Source organism: Polyangium sp. y55x31, assembly GCF_029946505.1.
Classification (GTDB): domain Bacteria; phylum Myxococcota_A; class Polyangia; order Polyangiales; family Polyangiaceae; genus Polyangium.
In genome coordinates this window covers 204,322-221,361 of the sequence record NZ_JARZHG010000001.1, presented here as the reverse complement: position 1 = coordinate 221,361, position 17,040 = coordinate 204,322, and the positions used below count along the sequence as shown (strand labels likewise).

General features: G+C 67.9%; 10 protein-coding genes. 4 read left to right on the top strand and 6 right to left on the bottom strand.

The genetic code is table 11. The annotated features are described in order from the left end of the window. The 3 genes from QHF84_RS00555 to QHF84_RS00545 all read right to left on the bottom strand — a co-directional run bounded on the left by QHF84_RS00555 (window position 1) and on the right by QHF84_RS00545 (window position 6,016). Complete coding sequence (locus tag QHF84_RS00555; protein WP_281311138.1) at window positions 1-1,620, bottom strand: SIR2 family protein; 1,620 nt, start codon at window positions 1,618-1,620, stop codon at window positions 1-3. Next, on the bottom strand, window positions 1,617-5,519 hold the full coding sequence (locus QHF84_RS00550) for a serine/threonine-protein kinase (protein WP_281311137.1): 3,903 nt from the start codon (window positions 5,517-5,519) through the stop codon (window positions 1,617-1,619). The genes QHF84_RS00555 and QHF84_RS00550 overlap by 4 nt, the downstream gene beginning before the upstream one ends. Window positions 5,520-5,599: 80 nt before the next feature. Continuing rightward, a complete protein-coding gene (locus QHF84_RS00545) occupies window positions 5,600-6,016 on the bottom strand; it encodes a hypothetical protein (protein ID WP_281311136.1) in 417 nt (138 codons plus the stop codon). A 39-nt stretch (window positions 6,017-6,055) separates the two neighbouring features. On the opposite strand from QHF84_RS00545, the gene QHF84_RS00540 reads away from it, so the two are divergent. The 3 genes from QHF84_RS00540 (at window position 6,056) to QHF84_RS00530 (ending at window position 10,555) form a co-directional block, all read left to right on the top strand. Further along, window positions 6,056-6,502: a hypothetical protein gene (locus tag QHF84_RS00540; RefSeq protein WP_281311135.1), complete on the top strand. Its 447-nt coding sequence runs from the start codon at window positions 6,056-6,058 to the stop codon at window positions 6,500-6,502. A gap of 5 nt (window positions 6,503-6,507) precedes the next feature. Next, window positions 6,508-7,212 (top strand): hypothetical protein, encoded by a 705-nt coding sequence (locus QHF84_RS00535; protein WP_281311134.1) that lies wholly within the window; start codon window positions 6,508-6,510, stop codon window positions 7,210-7,212. A 145-nt stretch (window positions 7,213-7,357) separates the two neighbouring features. Continuing rightward, a complete protein-coding gene (locus QHF84_RS00530) occupies window positions 7,358-10,555 on the top strand; it encodes a beta-propeller domain-containing protein (protein WP_281311133.1) in 3,198 nt (1,065 codons plus the stop codon). 52 nt (window positions 10,556-10,607) lie between these two features. Here the strand turns inward: QHF84_RS00530 and QHF84_RS00525 are convergent, their stop codons facing one another. Together QHF84_RS00525 and QHF84_RS00520 are read right to left on the bottom strand one after the other, a co-directional pair. Then, on the bottom strand, window positions 10,608-11,015 hold the full coding sequence (locus QHF84_RS00525; protein WP_281311132.1) for a DoxX family protein: 408 nt from the start codon (window positions 11,013-11,015) through the stop codon (window positions 10,608-10,610). A gap of 469 nt (window positions 11,016-11,484) precedes the next feature. Beyond that, window positions 11,485-12,336 carry a 2-dehydropantoate 2-reductase N-terminal domain-containing protein gene (locus QHF84_RS00520; RefSeq protein ID WP_281311131.1) on the bottom strand — a complete coding sequence of 284 codons (852 nt, stop codon included), beginning with the start codon at window positions 12,334-12,336 and terminating at the stop codon, window positions 11,485-11,487. A gap of 265 nt (window positions 12,337-12,601) precedes the next feature. Here QHF84_RS00520 and QHF84_RS00515 point away from each other — a divergent pair, with 265 nt between their 5' ends. After that, window positions 12,602-15,643: a proprotein convertase P-domain-containing protein gene (locus QHF84_RS00515; RefSeq protein ID WP_281311130.1), complete on the top strand. Its 3,042-nt coding sequence runs from the start codon at window positions 12,602-12,604 to the stop codon at window positions 15,641-15,643. A 734-nt stretch (window positions 15,644-16,377) separates the two neighbouring features. On the opposite strand, the gene QHF84_RS00510 is transcribed toward QHF84_RS00515, so the two are convergent. Further along, window positions 16,378-16,980, bottom strand: coding sequence for a DUF4291 domain-containing protein (locus QHF84_RS00510; protein WP_281311129.1), 603 nt, complete (start codon window positions 16,978-16,980; stop codon window positions 16,378-16,380). Between the last annotated feature and the right edge of the window lie 60 nt (window positions 16,981-17,040).

The following is a 17,040-nucleotide window of genomic DNA, read 5'->3' as shown; positions in this document are numbered from 1 at the left end:
TCAGGGCGTCCTTGGCCACCCGAGCCGGTGCAAGAGCGCCTCCAGGTGTTTCCACGCCGGCGCCGATTTCACGCTCGGGTCCCGATCGACCTCGTCGAGGAATCGCTGCAGCTTGTCGGCGAGCCCGCGCTCCGGATCACTGAGCGCGCCCTCGAAGCGTGGGTGCAAGAGGTACGCGGTCGTCCCCGTCCTGGCGAGCAGGCTATCGAGGAAGAGCTCCAGCCGCCGCGCCGCGTCGGCCCACGCCTTGTCGCTCTCCTCGCTGCGTCCGGCCGGGGGCGGCGTCGATTGCATGTTCACCCAGTCGAGATCATTGCCCCAGAGGCTTTGCTCGAGGGGCGACCAGAACAGCGAGAGCGCCGTGCCGAACCGACCGACCGGCGAGCTCGCGTCCGCCTTCGCGGGCACACGCGCGCGCCGGACGGCATCCGCGATCCGGTGAAAATTGTCGTCACGCAAGGAGAAACCAATGAAGAGCATGTGACGCATCAGGAGCAGCGCCTGCACGATCCCCGCGAGCGCTTGCCGGCGGAGATCGTATCGCATGTAATCCTCACGCGTCAGGACGATGTTGTCGGGATCCGTGACGCACCCGTGCATCTTGAGCACCCACCGCGAAGCCCCGGATTGGGGCTCGTGGGGCAGCACCGAGACCGTCATCCCGGCCGCCGCCGAGGCGCGTTCGAACAGCGTATCGTAGTTCGTCGTGATCACTTCCCGCGACGGTAGCGCGGCGAGCAGCGCATGCGACAGGGCATACCCGTGGACGCGGGCAAATGCATCCGCGATTCTCTCCCCGAGGATGCGCTTGCTCGGCTGCGGCCGCAGGGTCGTCTCCATGCGGAGCTCGATGGCGCGAGCCTGATCGAGCGCGCCTAGCTCTCTCAAGGCGCCGAGCTCCGCGTCGTTCATCCCGGCATCCCGAGCGAGATCCCGGAGCAAACCTCCCCAATCCGGCAGGCCGGCATTCTTGCTCACGCCGGCGCCGATGAAGAGCACGAGATCACCGTTTGCGGCGATGTGCGCGAGACTCTCCCCGGTCCGCCACAAGTGTTCGTCGAGCTCGGGCCAGGCCGCGGGATCCGTCCCGCGTTGCGCCTGCGCGGACGCATACGTGAGCTCGTCGTTGCTCACGAGCGCGATGTCCACGTCTTTCGTCATGGCCAGCCGCTCCAGGGCAGGGACGAGCGCGCGCACGACGTCCCCGGTCCAGTGGCGCTTTCCGCCGTATCGCGTGCCGATGACGGGCAGCGCGAGCAGATGCTTGGCCCGCCCATTGCGAGGGGGCGCTCCCTGCGCCCGCAGGTCGTCCGTCACCCGCTCGATGAACTCCTCTGCGCCCGCGACGAACCAGGAGACCTCCGTGCTCGGGACGGCCGCGACGTTGCCGACCCACGGCCGCGGCAGGTGATCTTCCCATTCGACCACCTTCAGCACGCGCTGCTCTCCACGCCGCCACGCCTCCGTCGGCTCGGCCCAGCGCAAGGATCGACCCTGGATATGGCTGAACGAGCGTGTCCAGCTCCGCGAGGGCATCGCGTCGATATCGCAGGGCACGAGCCACGCGTCGCAAGAGAGCAGCGTGAGATCGCCGTGCACGATGAAGAGGTGACCGCTCATTTTCGTCTCCACGCGCGGGCGAGCGCGAAGGCACGAATGTTATCCTTCTTGGCGAGGTAACGCGAGCGGCTCGTGGCGTCGTGGATGTGTCCCGCGCGAAGCTCGATCTGGCGCAGCGCTTCGCCGAGGGCGTCCCTGCCGGCCGCGGGATCTCCGGCTGCGAAGAACGTCTCGGCGACGGCGAGGCGGAAGGGGACGTCGAAATAGCCGGCCCCGTCGAGCGCGAGGAACGACGGCAGCCGCTCCTCCACGATCGCGAGGGCCTCACCCACGCGACCGCAGGCGAGGAGCGTGCGCACGTGCGTGGCGACGCACCAGTACACGAGCATGCCTTCCGCGCCCGCCTCCGTCACGGCGGTGACGGCCCGCCGCGCGTGCGCCTCGGCGATCGACGCCTGCCCACGAGAGAGCGCGATTTCCGCGAGGACACGAACGCTGGCACCTTCGTAGAACGCCCCCACGTGGGCATCGAGCGCCCTCCGCGCGAGGGACTCGATCTCTTCCAGGCGCGACGGGTCGTTCCATTCGAGCAACGTCTCGCTCACGTAAAACGCCGCGTTCGCCGTCTGGTACCTGTCCTGGATGCGCTCCGCGATGGAGAGCGCTTCGCGCGTGGACGCCTCGGCCGTGTCGAGATCGCCCATTTCCCGCGCCGCGATGCCGACGAGGACGTGCCCCATGGAGAGCTCGTGGAAGACCTTCCCCTCGGCGAGCACCTCCACGCCGCGGCGCGCGAGCGCGAGGTTCCGCGTGAGGTGGGGCTCCACGTACATCGCGGCGTGCGCCTGCCACATGAGCGTGAGGCCGCGCGCCCGGGGTTCGTCGAGCGCCGGGAGCTGTGTGAGGCGCGCGAGGGTTTTTCGTCGCACCTCGGCGAACGTGACCGGAGCGAGTCCGGTGGCGATGTAGTGCAAGTTGCCGATTGCACAGGCGAACGCGGGGAGCGCCTCGGGCGGAGGATCCACCTGACAAACCTCTTCCGCGAGCTTCAAAAAGGAATCGATGTCCCCCACCTGCGGCAATGCGTGGATCATCCGCTCCGCCGTCCGGCACCACCAGTAGCTCCCTTTGGGAAGCGTGGCGAGCGCTTCGAGCCCCGGCGCGGTGGACTCCGGCCAAACCCCGAGGCCGTATCTCGCCAGGGCGACGATCGCGCAGAGCTCGCCGCGGAGCAGGCCCTCCGCCCCGCAGCCGAGCCCCTTTCCCGCGCGTTGCGCCGCTTCCCGGAGGTCGTTCCGCCCGAGCGACTCCGCCGCCGCATTCGCATAAAACCGTGCCGCCCGCGCGAGATCTCCGCCTTCCTCCGCGTGCCCCGCGAGCGCCATCGCATCGGTCTCGCCCGCGCTTTCGAGCCATGCTCCCGCCGCGAGATGCGCGCTTTTTAGATCCGCTTCCGTCAAGAGCCCATACGCTGCGTCCTTCACGAGCGCGTGCCGGAATCCCATCTGGATCTCCCGGGGAAATCGGCTCTCCTTGTGCCGCGTGGCGAGCTCTTCCTCCACGAGTCGCTCGAGCCACCCGTCCACGTCGTCGCGCGCTCCCCACGCCGCGACGATCCGCCGGACCGCGCCCACCCAGAACGTCTCGCCCACGACGCTCGCCGCGCGCAGAAGCCGCCGCTCCGGCGACGACGCTTTCGACAAACGCGCCTGGAGCATGGCCACGACCGTCTCCGGCGCCTCGCTCATCTTGCCTTCCGCCGCGGCCCGGATGAGCTCCTCCAGGAACAACGCATTGCCCTCGGAGAGTTTTTCGATGCGCTCCACCGTCTCGGGGGCGATGGAATCGCCGAGCACGCTCTTGACGAGCCGCTCGATCGCCCGTCGGCCGAGCGGTCGCAAGGACATTTCGTGCATCCGCGAGGAGGCCATGTGCGGGAACAGCTCGCGCGTCTCGGGTCGGCCCAGGCAAAACACGAACAAGGGCATCACGCCCGCGCTGCGCAGCAGGCTCCGCACGAGCTTCACCGTCAGCGCGTCGCCCCAGTGCAGATCCTCGAGGACCAGGGTCACGGGCCGCGCCGCGCACGCGGACGCCATCCATTCGGAGAACGCTTGGCCGATCTGCTCCTCCATCACCTGCGCGTCGTTTCGCGCGGCGAGCAGCGGCGGGCTCGCCTCGGCAGGGAAGGGGACGCCGCAGAGCTCGCCGAGGAACTCGCCCACGCGCCGCCGATTTTTCGTGTCCACGTGCTCGCAGAGCCGCTCGAGCACCCCGTTGCGCGCGCTCTCGGGATCCTCGATCGAATCGAGCCCCGCGTACCTGCGCAATGCGTCCCGCAAGACCCCGTACGGCGAGCCCGCCGTCAGCGGATCGCCGTGGCCCACGAGGAGCAACGTCTCGGGGTGCGTCGCGCGAATCCGGCGCGCAAGCTCGCCGAAGAGCCGCGATTTTCCCGTCCCCGGGGGCCCGAGCAAGAGCACGCCTTGTGGCTCGCCGTCCTCGATCGCCCGTCCGAGCAGGCCTTCGAGTTCCATCAGCTCGACCTCGCGCCCCACGCACGGCGTCGGTTTGCCGAGCAGCAATCGCCCGGTGCCCTCGTCCGGGCGCTCGGCGAGCAAGAGCGTCCCGTTCGTCTTGTTCTGGGTGACGAAACGTGAATCGAGCAGCGCGGCCGTGACCGTGTCGAGCCAGACGCCCTCCTGCGCCTCGTGGCTGCGATCTTCGAGCAGCTTCATTGCGCGAAAGGCGGCCTCGCCCGTGCGTGTCGTTCGCCCCATCAACGCGCGGCCCGTCACCACCCCGAGCCGCGCGTCGGGCCAGAGCTCGCGCAAATAAAGCGCCCCGCGCGCGGCGATCCGCGCCTGGTCCGTGACCATTCCGGGCGACGCGACGGATGCGAGGATCGAGCTCTCCGCGAGCTCCTCCACGGAAAACCCCATGAGCGGCAGCGCCCTCCGCGCCGCCTCCATGCGGCCCGTCTCCATCGCCGGAGCCTCGGCCGGATCGCCGCCTTCCGGAGGGCCGAACGTGGCGAGCACGAGCGTCACGAGCGTCTGCTCGCCGGACTCCAGGGGCGCCGCGGGGCCGTGGAGCGAGAGGGGCAGGTGTTCCTCCGCCGTGACCGCGGGCAGCGCGGAGACGAGGTTTTGCAGCGCCGCGCCGTCCCTCGGACGCCGCTCGGCGTCTCGGCTGAGCATTCGAACGAGGAGGTCCTCCCATTCTCGCGGGATGGCGGGGCGCGTGGCGCGCACCGAGGCGGGATCGTCGTAAAGAATGCGCGCGAGCACGCCCGCGACGTGCGCCGCGTCGAACGCGGGCCGCCCCGTGAGGCATTCGTAAAAGATACATCCGAGGGAAAACACGTCCGTCGCGGGCCCGATTCTCCCGCCGTCGACGAGCTGCTCCGGCGCCATGTAGTGCGGCGTTCCCACGAGCGTGCCCGCCGCCGTGAGCCGCTTCGCGGCCTGGAGCGGCCGCGCGATGCCGAAATCGAGCAGCACCACGTCCGCGCTGGTCCCGCCGCGCAGAAACAGATTCGCGGGCTTCACGTCGCGGTGCACGATCCCCTCGGCGTGCACCGCCGCGAGCGCCTCGGCCGCGCACGCGAGCACGGCGAGCGCGTCGGCCGCCGCGAGGGGCCCTCGCTGCAGGACGCTGCGCAGATCTTCGCCGTCGAGCCATTGCATCGCGAGATACCCGTGCCCGGCGTCGAGGAGCCCGCGCGCCACGTACCGCACGATGCGCGGATGCTTCACCCGCGCGAGCATCGCCGCCTCGCGCTCGAAGCGCGACGGCGTGTTCTTGTCGCCTGTCGGCAGCGCGATCAGCTTGAGCGCCACCGTCGTTCCCTCCGAATGGTCGATCGCCCGATAGACGGTGCCCATTCCGCCCCGCGCGACGAGGCACACGACCTCGAACCGTCCGGCGACCACGTCGCCCGCCGACAGGACACGCATACTGGTACCCTCCCAGCGTGCCTACGCGCCACGCAGGCGACTGGACGCGCTGCGTGCGTGTCGACGCTCGTCTCCGAGGCTCACTCGTACCATGTCGGCACGATCTTCCGGACCTCCGGCAGCGCCGCGATCCGGCAGATCTTGTCCCACGCCGCATCCACGAGCGCGCCGTGGCGCGCGACGCACTCGGCCTCGCCCGTGGGGAAGAAATACAGCGTCTCGGCCGGCAGATTGCACCCCGCGCGGCCGCGCGACGATCCCGCCTCGATCGTCGGCGCGATCTCCCGGACCCGCGCGACGAGCGCTTCATTGCCCGTCGGCAAGCAAAACTCGACCGAGCCGTCGTTCATGCATCCCGTCTCCTTCGTGAATGAGATCTCGTTCGTCGGGCACGAGGAGGCCAGGTTCGTGGGCGCATCGACGGACGCATCCCCGGGCGGGGCCGCGCAGCTCGCGAGTCCCAGGACGACGAGGACGAAGAGTCGCGACGTTTTCATGGCTGGCTTCCGGCGGGGCGTCGGGATATCACGTTCCACGTGGAGATCTTCGTCTACAGTCGCGGCGCTGTCGAGCGGGTTCGGCCGCACGACGTCCCCCATGTGGTCGTCTCGATCACGTCGAGCGAGGCGGATCACGCTCGGATCCCAGCGTCTCCACACTGTCGTGCTCTTCTGCGCCTCGCGTTCGCGGACGCGGACGCGAAGACCGAGTCGATTCCCGAAGAATCGCTCTTCTCGCGCGCCCATGCCCGCGCGATCTGGGACCTCGTGGAAGAACACCTCTCGCACATCGAGCGGCTCGTCGTCCATTGCGACGCCGGGATGTGCCGCTCGCCGGCCGTCGCCGCCGCCATCTCGAAGGTGCTCACCGGCGACGACGCCGAGTATTTTCGCCGATATCGGCCGAACATGCGGGTGTATCGGACGATGCTGGAGACCTACCACTACGAGAGGGCCGACACGGCTGCCCGGGGCGACACGTAAAGCCCATGGGCGACTGGTGCATCGCAGACCACTTCATCATTGGGAACCGGCCCATTCCCGCGCCGTCGTGGTTCGATCGGGCAAGCTTCGCGATGCGTGTCGGCGTCATCGGTCCCGGCATCCAGCTCATGCAGACGATGGAGAAGTGGAGCTGCCAAAGGCTCGCGGGCCCGGGCGTCCTCGGGATGTGTGCGGTCCATGATTACCTGGCCGGCGAGCCGTCCAGCGCATTCGTCCTCGGATGCAACTACCTCCTCGCCCCGCGTTGCCCTGACGATCGCCTCTTTCGCCGCGCCGCGGAGGAGCTCGGCGACGAGGCCCGCGTCGTGATGAAAGGCGAGCAACGCATGCTTTGCCTGCGAACGACGTATCGATATGATCAGGCGCGCCGAGCCTGGAAACCCGCGGCCCTGCCGTATCTCGAAGATCCACTCGCGTCGCTCGTCAACGTCCTCCTTCGCACCGAGCACGAAATCGGCAAGGGCGCCTTGGAGCTCGTCGCCGGCCTCTGGACGGCCGAGCATGGCTTCGTGCACACGGGGCGCGTGACGTTTTCACTCCGAACGCCATGGGACGGTGACATCGAATGGACGGCGACCGGGGCGTACAACGTGCTTTCGGCCCCTTGGAAAGGCCCGTGCGCCGGTTTCCTGTCCTTGCAGGCGCATCAGAAGCCCGTGCGCGTCGCGCTGCAATCCTGGCCGTTTTAGCCTGACGTCGACCCGCGCAGTCGACGGAGGGGGCGGAGAGGTGCCCTCGGAAACATGTGTGTTGACACCACTCCATAAGGTCGATGTCATGGTGGGTCTATCGCCCTTCATTCCATGTGATGGGCGGAGACGGGAGACCATGAACATGAAGACCTTCATCCAGGACGGCCGAGTCGCGCGTGCTGCGCGGTATTCGGCCGCGTTGCTACTTCTGGTCGGGCAGGGGTGCACGACCCGCACGGAGACACCTTCGGAAGAAACGGAAACGGCCGAGGCCACCGAGGCGATTCAGGGGCCGACGTCCTTCCTTTCCGCCGAGCCGCTTCCCTACTTCGTGGGGTGGGGCGAGGAAGAGGAAGAAGAGGAAGAAGAAGAGGAGGAGCAGACCGTTGCGGCAAAGGGCGCGGGCGAGCTCGGAGCGCCGAGCACGACGAGCGCGCAAGGCGACACTTACGAGGTGCTCGGCGACGGGTACGTGCTCAACCTGAGCTCCTTCCGCGGTCTGCAGGTCATCGACGTGCAAGACCCCGACGAGCCGCGCATCGTGGGACGGCTGCCGATTGCCGGAGGCGTGCTCCAGATGCACGTGAAGGGCGATCGCGCGTTCGTCCTCGTGAGCGGCGTGCAAGGTTATCGACCCGATCCGGCGCGGATCGCCGCGGACGGCAGCACGGGCCCGTCCATTCTCGAGGTCGACATCAGCGATCGAGAGCACCCCGAGGTCGTGTCGCAAACCCTGCTTTCGGGGACCGTCAAGGCGAGCCGTCTCGACGGCGGCGTGCTCTACGTGGGCACCACCGAGTACGGCTGGTTCCCCGTTCCAGGGACCGGGTACTCCGAGGGGCGACACCAGACCTCCATCAAGCGATTCGCGCTGACGAGCAGCGGGCCCTCCCTCACGAGCACGGTCGGGTTCCCCGGTGATCTGCGGGGCCTCGTGATCGAGAATGGCGCGCTGGTCGCGGTGCACACCGCGAGGGTCGCCCGGGATCCGGCGAATCACGTCAGCATCATCGACATCGGCGCAGGCGGCACGCTGAGCGTGCGCGGGAAGGTGATCACGGCGGACACCATCCTCAACGAGACCCACGTGGATCTGCAGGGCTCGACGCTTCGCGCGTTCTCCGGGACGAGGGTCGACATGCCCGAGGCGAGCGTGCACCTGCAGACGTGGAACGCGTCGGGGCCGGGAAACCCCACGCCGATCGAGCACGCGGATTTCGCGCCCGGCCAGGCCATTCACGGCGCGCTTTTCACCGAGGACAAGGCCTACGTCTCGACCACGCTCCTGGAAAGTGGAACGGTTCACGTATTCTCCGTCGACACGGCGGGGCATGTGGGATCCCTCGGGACGTCGTCCCAGCCGGGCGTGGAGGACCATTTCCGACCGGTCTTCGGGGGAAGCCGCCTGATCAGCGCCGGTCGGACCGGCACGTGGTATTACCATGTCGCGGTCAGCCTCTACGACGCGAACAGCTCCAATCCCCTGCTCGCGCGCGCCGCCGTGGACCCGTTCACCAGCAACTGGCAAGGAGAAGCGGAGCTCGCCGGCAACTGGCGCGCGTTTTCCGTGCTCGAGAACGCAGTGAACGTGCAGGCGCCGAGCGGCGAGACCGAGACGGGGCTCGCGCTCGTGGCGTATAGCAGCGGCGATTGGAGCAATGTGCCTTATACCTCCGGCGTGCAGCTCTTCACGTTCTCGGGCAGCACGGTCACGCGCCGCGGGCTGCTCCCGCTGAACAGCCGCATGCTCCGCGGATTCCCGACCTCGGGCACGGGCGCCGCGGGCCTGACCCAGACCGAGTTCGGCCTGTACGACCGCAGCGACGTCGACAACCCCACGAAACGCGGCCACGTCTTCCTCGCGCCGAATTACCTCGCCATCTTCCGATATGGCAATTACCGGGTGCGCGTGCAGAACCCGGAGGACACGACCTACTGGTCGAAGCCCACCGTGAAGGCCCGCGTCGAGGTCACCTCCCGATCGGGCGAGACCCAATACGCCCCGACGCTCGCGAGCATCGAGGTGCCGCCGAGCGCGTATTATTACAAGGTCGGCCATCTTTTGACCGCCATACGTGTCTCGAACTGGCAAGAGTATACGATCACCATCATCGACCTCTCGAATCCGCTGCATCCGAAATCCACGGGCGATTTCGTGATCACCGGGTTGCCGTTCGCCGGGAGCTGGGTGCCGGCCGTGTACCCGGGGAACAAGTCGCTCGTCTTCGTAGCCGTTCCCCCCGACCCCACGTACACGTATGGCGCCGACGTCGAGGATTGCTCGTATCTCCCGAACCAGCAGTACTCGGAATGCTACGGCGAGGAGGGCTGCACCTACTGGACGGGCCGCATGCATTGCCAGGCGCCGCTCGGCACGGACGACTTCGCCTGCGATGGTGGTTTCGCGCAATGCACCGACCACGTCGGCGCCGACCCCACCTGCGTGCCCGTCGCTTTCGCGGCGGCGCAGCCGTACATCAACGGCTACTGCTGGCCGGGGAGCACGTACCGCGAGGTCCGGCACGCCACCGTCGGCGTGCTCGATCTCTCGGACCCGGCGCACCCCGCGGTGCGTCCGACCATCACATTCGGAGCCGATGAAGAATACGTGAGCACGTTCTCGGACGGCGAGGATCTCTACGTCACGACGAAGACGCCGGCCACGAAGCCGGGCGATCTCCGGCCTCACGTAAAATACTTCGTCGAGAAGATCGACCTCGGGCAGCCGGGGCAGCCGGTCGTGTCGAAGATCAACGTGCCGGGGCGGATCGTCGGGGTCGACGACGACGAGCTCATCACCCGCGATCCGGTCTGGGGCGACGCGTTCCTGGAGTCGGCCGTGGCGCGGGTGGAGCTCGACGACGGCGTCGCCGAGCTGAAGAATTATCAGCGATTCCCGAACCGGGAGGTATACACCGTCGTCGCGGACGAGGACGGCTGGCCCGTCGTGACCCACGGCCTCGCGTGGAAGCCCTTCTACGACGGGCCTCCGTGGGACGCGCGGGCCAAGGTCGCCCTGCTGAAGCCGGCCTCGGGCTCCGGCGTGCGCGGCTACACCGTGCGCGGGCAATCCCTCATTCAATCATGGATGGCGCTCGACGGCGCCCGCGGCGACAATCTCTTCTTCGACATCCCCGGAGGCGTGCTCACCGTGGCCGCCAAGCCCAATCACCTCAAGGCGCTGAGCTTCTTCTACATCCCGCAAGGCACGTTCTCGGAATACTGGCCCGAGCCGCAGCCAAACCTGCTCGTCGACGGCGACGACGTCCTCTTCGCCGCTGGACGTCGTGGCATCCTGCAGGCAGACGAAGACGACGTAAATCTGCCCGGAAGCCAGTAACCCTCCCCATGGCGCGAGGCGGCGCGTTCCCCACGCCGCCTCGCACACTCCATCACTTGGATGTTTTCGGAGGCGCCGCGAATGCGGTGCGAATGATGTCGGGCCGGCGCAGGCCGTAACCCACCCACGCGATCACGCCGACGAGGGGCGGCAGGAACCAAGGATCGCCGACGCGGACGTGGATCGCCGTAGCGCCGCCGAGGTACGCCGCGACGAGGATGGCCCCAACGAGCGCCGTGCGCGGGACCAAGAACAGGATCACGCAGGCGATCTCGACGACGCCGATGGCCGGGTATTTTTCGATGGGGAGGCCGAGGTGCGCCGCCCCCTCGAGGACGCCAGGCGGCGGCGGCTGGATGAATTTGCCCCCCGCGCTGACGACGCCCAGGAAGAGCGCAACGAGCCCCGAGAGCACCCAGCCCGCGATCGTGAGTTTGCGTGAACTTGCAGGTTGTTCCATCGCGGGATGAAAGGATCGAATGCGCGAGCGCGTCAAGCGGGAAAAACGGATGTCGGTGACGCGAGGAGTTGTCGTTACAAACCGTGGTCGCGGAGCGATGCGCCACGGTGCTCGTGCATTGGTCTCATCGGGAAGCCGATTCGCTGGGGCGTTGCCCCAGGCCCCAGCAGGGGCTATCCGCCCCTGCACCCGGACCAGCGCAAGCGCTGGACTCGGGGTCGATGAACTGCGCGGTGCGCAGTTCATCGAACAGGCCGAGTCAAGACCGGCGACGACCCTGCCAGCTGACGTTTCGACTGGCAACGCCGTCTTTGGTCTTGCCACCGGCCCGTTGGAAGAACTGCGCACCGCGCAGTTCTTCCACAAAAGGTCCAGCGCTTGCGCTGGTCCGGGTCGAGGGGCGGACAGCCCCCGCGGGGTCCGGGGCGGCGCCCCGGCGCGGCGGCTTGCGGTGAAACCAATGCTCAGTTCAGGGCCTGACCGCGAGCAGCGCAGGTATCTCGCCGGGAGCTGCGGCGGCCATGGCGTCGATCAGCGTGCGGGGCTCGCTGTAGCCTGCGGCGCCCGCCTTGCGGATCGGGCTGAGCCGGCTTGCCGTCCATAACAACGAGGCCAGCACGGGGATGGGCAAGCGGCTCACGGTCGCCACTGGGGCCGGCGTGAGCGTGTTTCCGAGCCGGCGCACCAGGCGAAGTCCCTCGTCCATCGCGCGCGCCAGGTTCGTCGCTTCGGTCCATGACACGCCTGCGCGGCGCGTATGCGCCGTCGCGGCGGCGATCATCACGGGCACGACCAGGGCTGCGTGGGTCCGCAGCCAGCTCTCCATGTCCGCGTGGACGACGGCGGGGATGCCGGCGTCCGTGAATACCTTGGCCCAGGTTGCATCCGTCACCGTGGTCAACAGGCCTCGCGTCACGATCTCGGACGCGAGCTTGCCTTCGTCGAGGGTCGCCAGGATCGCGGGGAAACCAAACGCGAAACGTGACGCGCCCACGGCCTCGCGGAGACGAGCGAACGGCTCGAAGGTATTGAACATGAACATGATGGTCTTCGCCGCGCTGGCTGCGAGCGTGGGTAGCACCGCGTCCACCTGCGAGACGAGGACCGTCACGAGCACGAGATCCCATTCCGTCGTCGTATCGAGCGCTGCGCTGACGTGTACCGCGGCGCGCTTCCCCGATGCGGTCACGATGGCCCGGTCCTGCTGAAGGTGCTCGAGGCGCTTGCCACGCGCGATCACGGTCACGTCGTGCCCTGCGCGCGCGAGCTCGAATGCGAACGTGCTGCCGATTCCACCTGGCCCGAGGACGGCTATCTTCATGCCGCGACGCTACCACGTGCGCTTGGCGGACGTGGACGCGCGTTTCGTTTGGCGGACGTGAACGTGCACCCGACGAACGTGCCCGTGCCCGGCGAACGTCGACGCCGGGTGATCTCTGCTCGCGGGTCGGTCGTCTCTTTCCGGCCTGACGGGTACTTCTTGACGCCGCCGAAAAACTCCGGGTCTATGGCTCCTTGTTTTACGGTTTGTCTCTTGATGTTCGAAGAGGTGACTGGTGAGGAGAAACGGAAGGCTTGATTCATCGTTGACGAGGTTCCTGGCGTCGCTGGTGACCGTGGCGGCGCTCACTGTTGGTGGGGCGTCGCTCTCCGGCTGCTCCGACGAGAACCCGGAAGGGGCCGGAGGCCAGGGTGGCGGCGGCGGGAACAACCAAGGCGGCGGCGGGAACAACCAAGGCGGCGGCGGGAACAACCAAGGCGGCGGTGGCAACAACCAAGGCGGCGGTGGCAACAACCAGGGCGGCGGCGGGAACAACCAGGGCGGCGGCGGCAACGGCGGCCAGGGCGGCAGCAATAACGAGTGCACGTCGCCCGAAGACTGCCCCGGAGCCGACACCGACTGCGCGACCCGCACCTGCGCCGAAGGCGTCTGCGGCGTCACCTACGCGCCCCAGGGCACTGCGACGACCGATCAGTCGTCCGGCGACTGCAAGCAGAGCGTGTGTGACGGCATGGGAGAGGTCACGAGCATGCCGGACACGGCCGACGTGCTCGACGACGGCAATCCCTGCACCGAGGACACCTGCGACGGCGATGCGCCCAAGAACGTGAACCTCCCGGTGGGCGCGTCCTGCAACGTCGACAACGGCAAGTTCTGCAACGGCGAGGGCGCTTGCGTCGAGTGCAACCAGGCGGCCGACTGCGCGAGCAGCATCTGCACGTCGAACGCGTGCGTGCCGGCCTCGTGCATGGACCAGGTGAAGAACGGCGACGAGACCGACATCGATTGCGGCGGTCCGATCTGCACGCCCTGTGACGACACGCGCGCCTGCCTCCAGGCGTCGGACTGCAAGAGCGGCGTGTGCACGGGCAGCGCCTGCGCGGTGCCGGCCTGCGACGACACGGTGAAAAACGGCGAGGAGACCGACGCCGACTGCGGCGGCCCGAGCTGCTCGCCCTGCGGTCCCGACAAGGGTTGCTCCATCGACGGCGACTGCGTCGGCGGGAGCTGCTCGGGCTCGGTCTGCGTGCCGACCTGCACCGACGGCGCGAAGAACGCGAACGAGACCGACGTCGACTGCGGCGGCCCGCTCTGCGACAAGTGCACGGACACGAAGAGCTGCTCGGTCGACTCGGACTGCACGAGCGACGTCTGCGCGGGCGGCGTCTGCGCCGCGCCGAGCTGCAGCGACGGCAAGCAGAACGGTAACGAGACCGCCATGGACTGCGGCGGCCCGATGTGCGGCAAGTGCGGCGACGGCCTCGCGTGCTCCAAGAACGCCGACTGCACGAGCGGCGTCTGCATGGGCAACGTCTGCCTTGCGCCCACGTGCGGCGACGGCGTGGTGAACGGCGTCGAGCAGTGCGACGACGGCAACCAGGACAACACCGACGCCTGCCCGTCGACCTGCAAGACCGCGACCTGCGGCGACACGTTCGTGCAGGCCGGCGTCGAGCAATGCGACGACGGCAACCAGGACAACACCGACGGTTGCATCCAGTGCAAGCCGGCGACCTGCGGCGACGGCTACAAGCAGGCGGGCGTCGAGCAATGCGACGACGGCAACACCGTCGCCGGCGATTGCTGCGCCGCGGGCTGCACGGTCGAGGCCGGCTGCGAGCTCGAGCCGAACAACACCTGCGCCACGGCGCCCGCGCCGATCACGATCCCGACGACCGTGAAGGGCTCGATCACGCCGGTCGGCGATCAGGACTTCTACACCTTCACGGTGCCCGCGACGGCGGATCTCAAGATCGAGACCTTCCAGGGCACGGTGGGCGCTTGCGCCAGCGCCGACACGGTCATCGAGTTCCGCGGCTCGAACTGCACCACGGTGCTCGACTCCGACGACGAGAGCGGCGTCGGGAGCTGCTCGAAGCTCGACTCGACCGTCGACACGCCCCTCCGGCGCGTCGCCCCGGGCACGTACTACGTGCGCGTCGAGGACTACCAGAACAACGGTACGATCCCGAATTACCTCCTCCAGGTCTCGTTCAACGCGCTCTGCGGCGACGGCCAGAAGCAGGGCTCGGAGCAGTGCGACGACGGCAACGTGGCGAACGGCGACGGCTGCGCCTCGAACTGCCAGGTCGAGGCAAAGCCCGAGGTGGAGCCGAACGACACGTGCGCCGCGGCGACCGGCCCGTTCGTGGTGCCCACGGACGCGACCGGCCTGCTGCTCACGGGCGCGATCACGCCGATCGGCGACGATGACTGGTTCGCCTTCACGCTCCCGGCCGTGGCCGACGTGTGGATCGAGACGTTCGACATGAACGGCCCCGGCACCTGCACGTCGGTCGACACGGTGATCCAGCTCTACTCCGACTGCGCGACGCCGGTCGGCCCGGAGCAGGATCAGGGCGCGATCGGCAATTGTTCGAGGATCGACCCGAACGTCAACACCTACGCGCGCCGGCTGCCCGCGGGCACCTACCGCGTGCGGGTGATCGATTACCTCGATAACAGCGTCATCACCGGCTACAAGCTCCAGGTGAAGATCACCGCGCTTTGCGGCAACGGCGTCAAGGAGGGCTCCGAGGAGTGCGACGGCACCCCGGGTTGCACCGCGTCCTGCGAGATCGTCCGCGAGGTGGTTTGCAATGACGGCGTCGACGAGGACGGCGACGGGAACACGGACTGCGCCGATTCGGAATGCGCGTTCGGCTGCGGCCTCGCCACGCAATGCGCCGCGGGCGAGAAGCTCGTGGTCTACAACTCGACGGACACGCCGCTCAGCATCCCCGACGAGGACATCACGACGAGCACGAGGAACGCGTCCGTCACGGGGACCGTCCAGCGCGCGGCGGTGCGGCTCAACGTCACGCACACCTGGATCGAGGACGTCGACGTCTCGCTCACGTCGCCGGCGGGATCGACGATCGACCTGACCAGCGACAACGGCGAGGACCTCGACCACTACGTCAATACGGTCCTCGACGACACCTGCGCGACGCCCATCACCTCCGGGACTGCGCCCTTCACCGAGTGCTTCTCGCCCGAGGCGCCGCTCGCCACGTTCAACGGGCAGGCGTCCGCAGGGGCATGGAGGCTCGTCATCGGCGACGACGAGCAGTACATCACGGGCACGCTGAACAACTGGTCGCTCGCGCTCTGCGTGGCGCCCTGACGCGCTGACGCTCCCTCCAAAAAGAAGGCCGCGCAGCGCCTCGATTCTGCGGGCGCTGCGCGGTCTTCGGTCCTCCAACACGGCAAGCTCGTCCCTCGGGTCGAGGTCGCGGTGGGTCGTTACTCTGCTCGAAGAGGATCGCGACTGTCCTCGGGGTGAGTCGCGACGGTCCTCGACTTGCTCGAATCCATCGTCACAGAGGGGCGCGACGGTCCTCGACCTGCTCGATGGCATCGTCGTGATGGGTCGTTACCCTGCTCGAAGAGGGTCGTGACTGTCCTCGGGGTGAGTCGCGAGGGTCCTCGGACGTGCTCGAAGTTGTCGGCGGGGTGAGTCGCGACGGTCCTCGGACGTGCTCGATGGCATCGCCGCGGTGGGTCGTTACCCTGCTCGAAGAGGGTCGTGACTGTCCTCGGGGTGAGTCGCGACGGTCCTCGGACGTGCTCGAAGTTGTCGGCGGGGTGAGTCGCGACGGTCGTGGACCTGCTCGAACCGGTCGCCGCGGTGGGTCGTTACCCTGCTCGAAGAGGGTCGTGACTGTCCTCTGGGTGAGTCGCAAGGGTCCTCGGACGTGCTCGAAGTTGTCGGCGCGGTGAGTCGCGATGGTCATGGACCTGCTCGAACCGGTCGCCGTGGTGGGTCGTTACCCTGCTTGAAGAGGGTCGCGACTGTCCTCTGGGTGAGTCGCGACGGTCCTCGGACGTGCTCGAAATGCTCACTCGCTTCGAGCTGACCTATGCCGATGCACCGATCCGCCTGCGCAGGGCCGGAGACAGCGGGTAAACCATCTCCCGAGGCAGGAGACGTCGTGCCTTGTCGGATTGCCGGCTGTTGAGCAAATCCCTCATCTTTCGAACCTGCCCCGTGAGGTCGACGATTTCCGCGATCCAATCGTCGACGAATTCCCGGATGACGTGCCTGCTGAGCCCGACCTGGATGCTGTAGTAGGGAAGGCCGGCGCCCTGCAAGGATCGCTCGGTATCCCATTGGACGTGTACGGATGCTTCATCGAATGCCGCGCGCCAGGTGTCGTAGGTTTCGTATCCGGGCCCGTGAGGATCCGTCGGGACGGCGAGGGACAATGCCCGTTCCCAGCCCGCGCGTGTGATACGCACGGCGAGCGTACGCTCCTGCCCGGCCCGAGCGCCCCAGTTGCTCCGTGCCATCAGCCAGAGGAAGCTCGGTTTGATCCACGTCATCCTGTTGAAGGAAAACGGCGCCACGAATCGACCATGCTTCAGCGCAGCATCCGCGATTTCGGATGAATATGCCTGGTACACGACGATCGTGCTTCCATCGTAGTCGGCGCGAATTTCATGGGGCTTCGGCGTGGCCATGACGGGGCACGAAGCCTGACATGCCGCGGAGCGAGGTGCCGCTCGCGAAGGGCGGGCTTT

Coding starts and splice junctions, on each gene's coding strand:
- QHF84_RS00555 (WP_281311138.1), bottom strand. CDS start 1,620: ATGAGCGGTCACCTCTTCATCGTGCACGGCGATCTCACGCTGCTCTCT.
- QHF84_RS00550 (WP_281311137.1), bottom strand. CDS start 5,519: ATGCGTGTCCTGTCGGCGGGCGACGTGGTCGCCGGACGGTTCGAGGTC.
- QHF84_RS00545 (WP_281311136.1), bottom strand. CDS start 6,016: ATGAAAACGTCGCGACTCTTCGTCCTCGTCGTCCTGGGACTCGCGAGC.
- QHF84_RS00535 (WP_281311134.1), top strand. CDS start 6,508: ATGGGCGACTGGTGCATCGCAGACCACTTCATCATTGGGAACCGGCCC.
- QHF84_RS00530 (WP_281311133.1), top strand. CDS start 7,358: ATGAAGACCTTCATCCAGGACGGCCGAGTCGCGCGTGCTGCGCGGTAT.
- QHF84_RS00525 (WP_281311132.1), bottom strand. CDS start 11,015: ATGGAACAACCTGCAAGTTCACGCAAACTCACGATCGCGGGCTGGGTG.
- QHF84_RS00520 (WP_281311131.1), bottom strand. CDS start 12,336: ATGAAGATAGCCGTCCTCGGGCCAGGTGGAATCGGCAGCACGTTCGCA.
- QHF84_RS00510 (WP_281311129.1), bottom strand. CDS start 16,980: ATGGCCACGCCGAAGCCCCATGAAATTCGCGCCGACTACGATGGAAGC.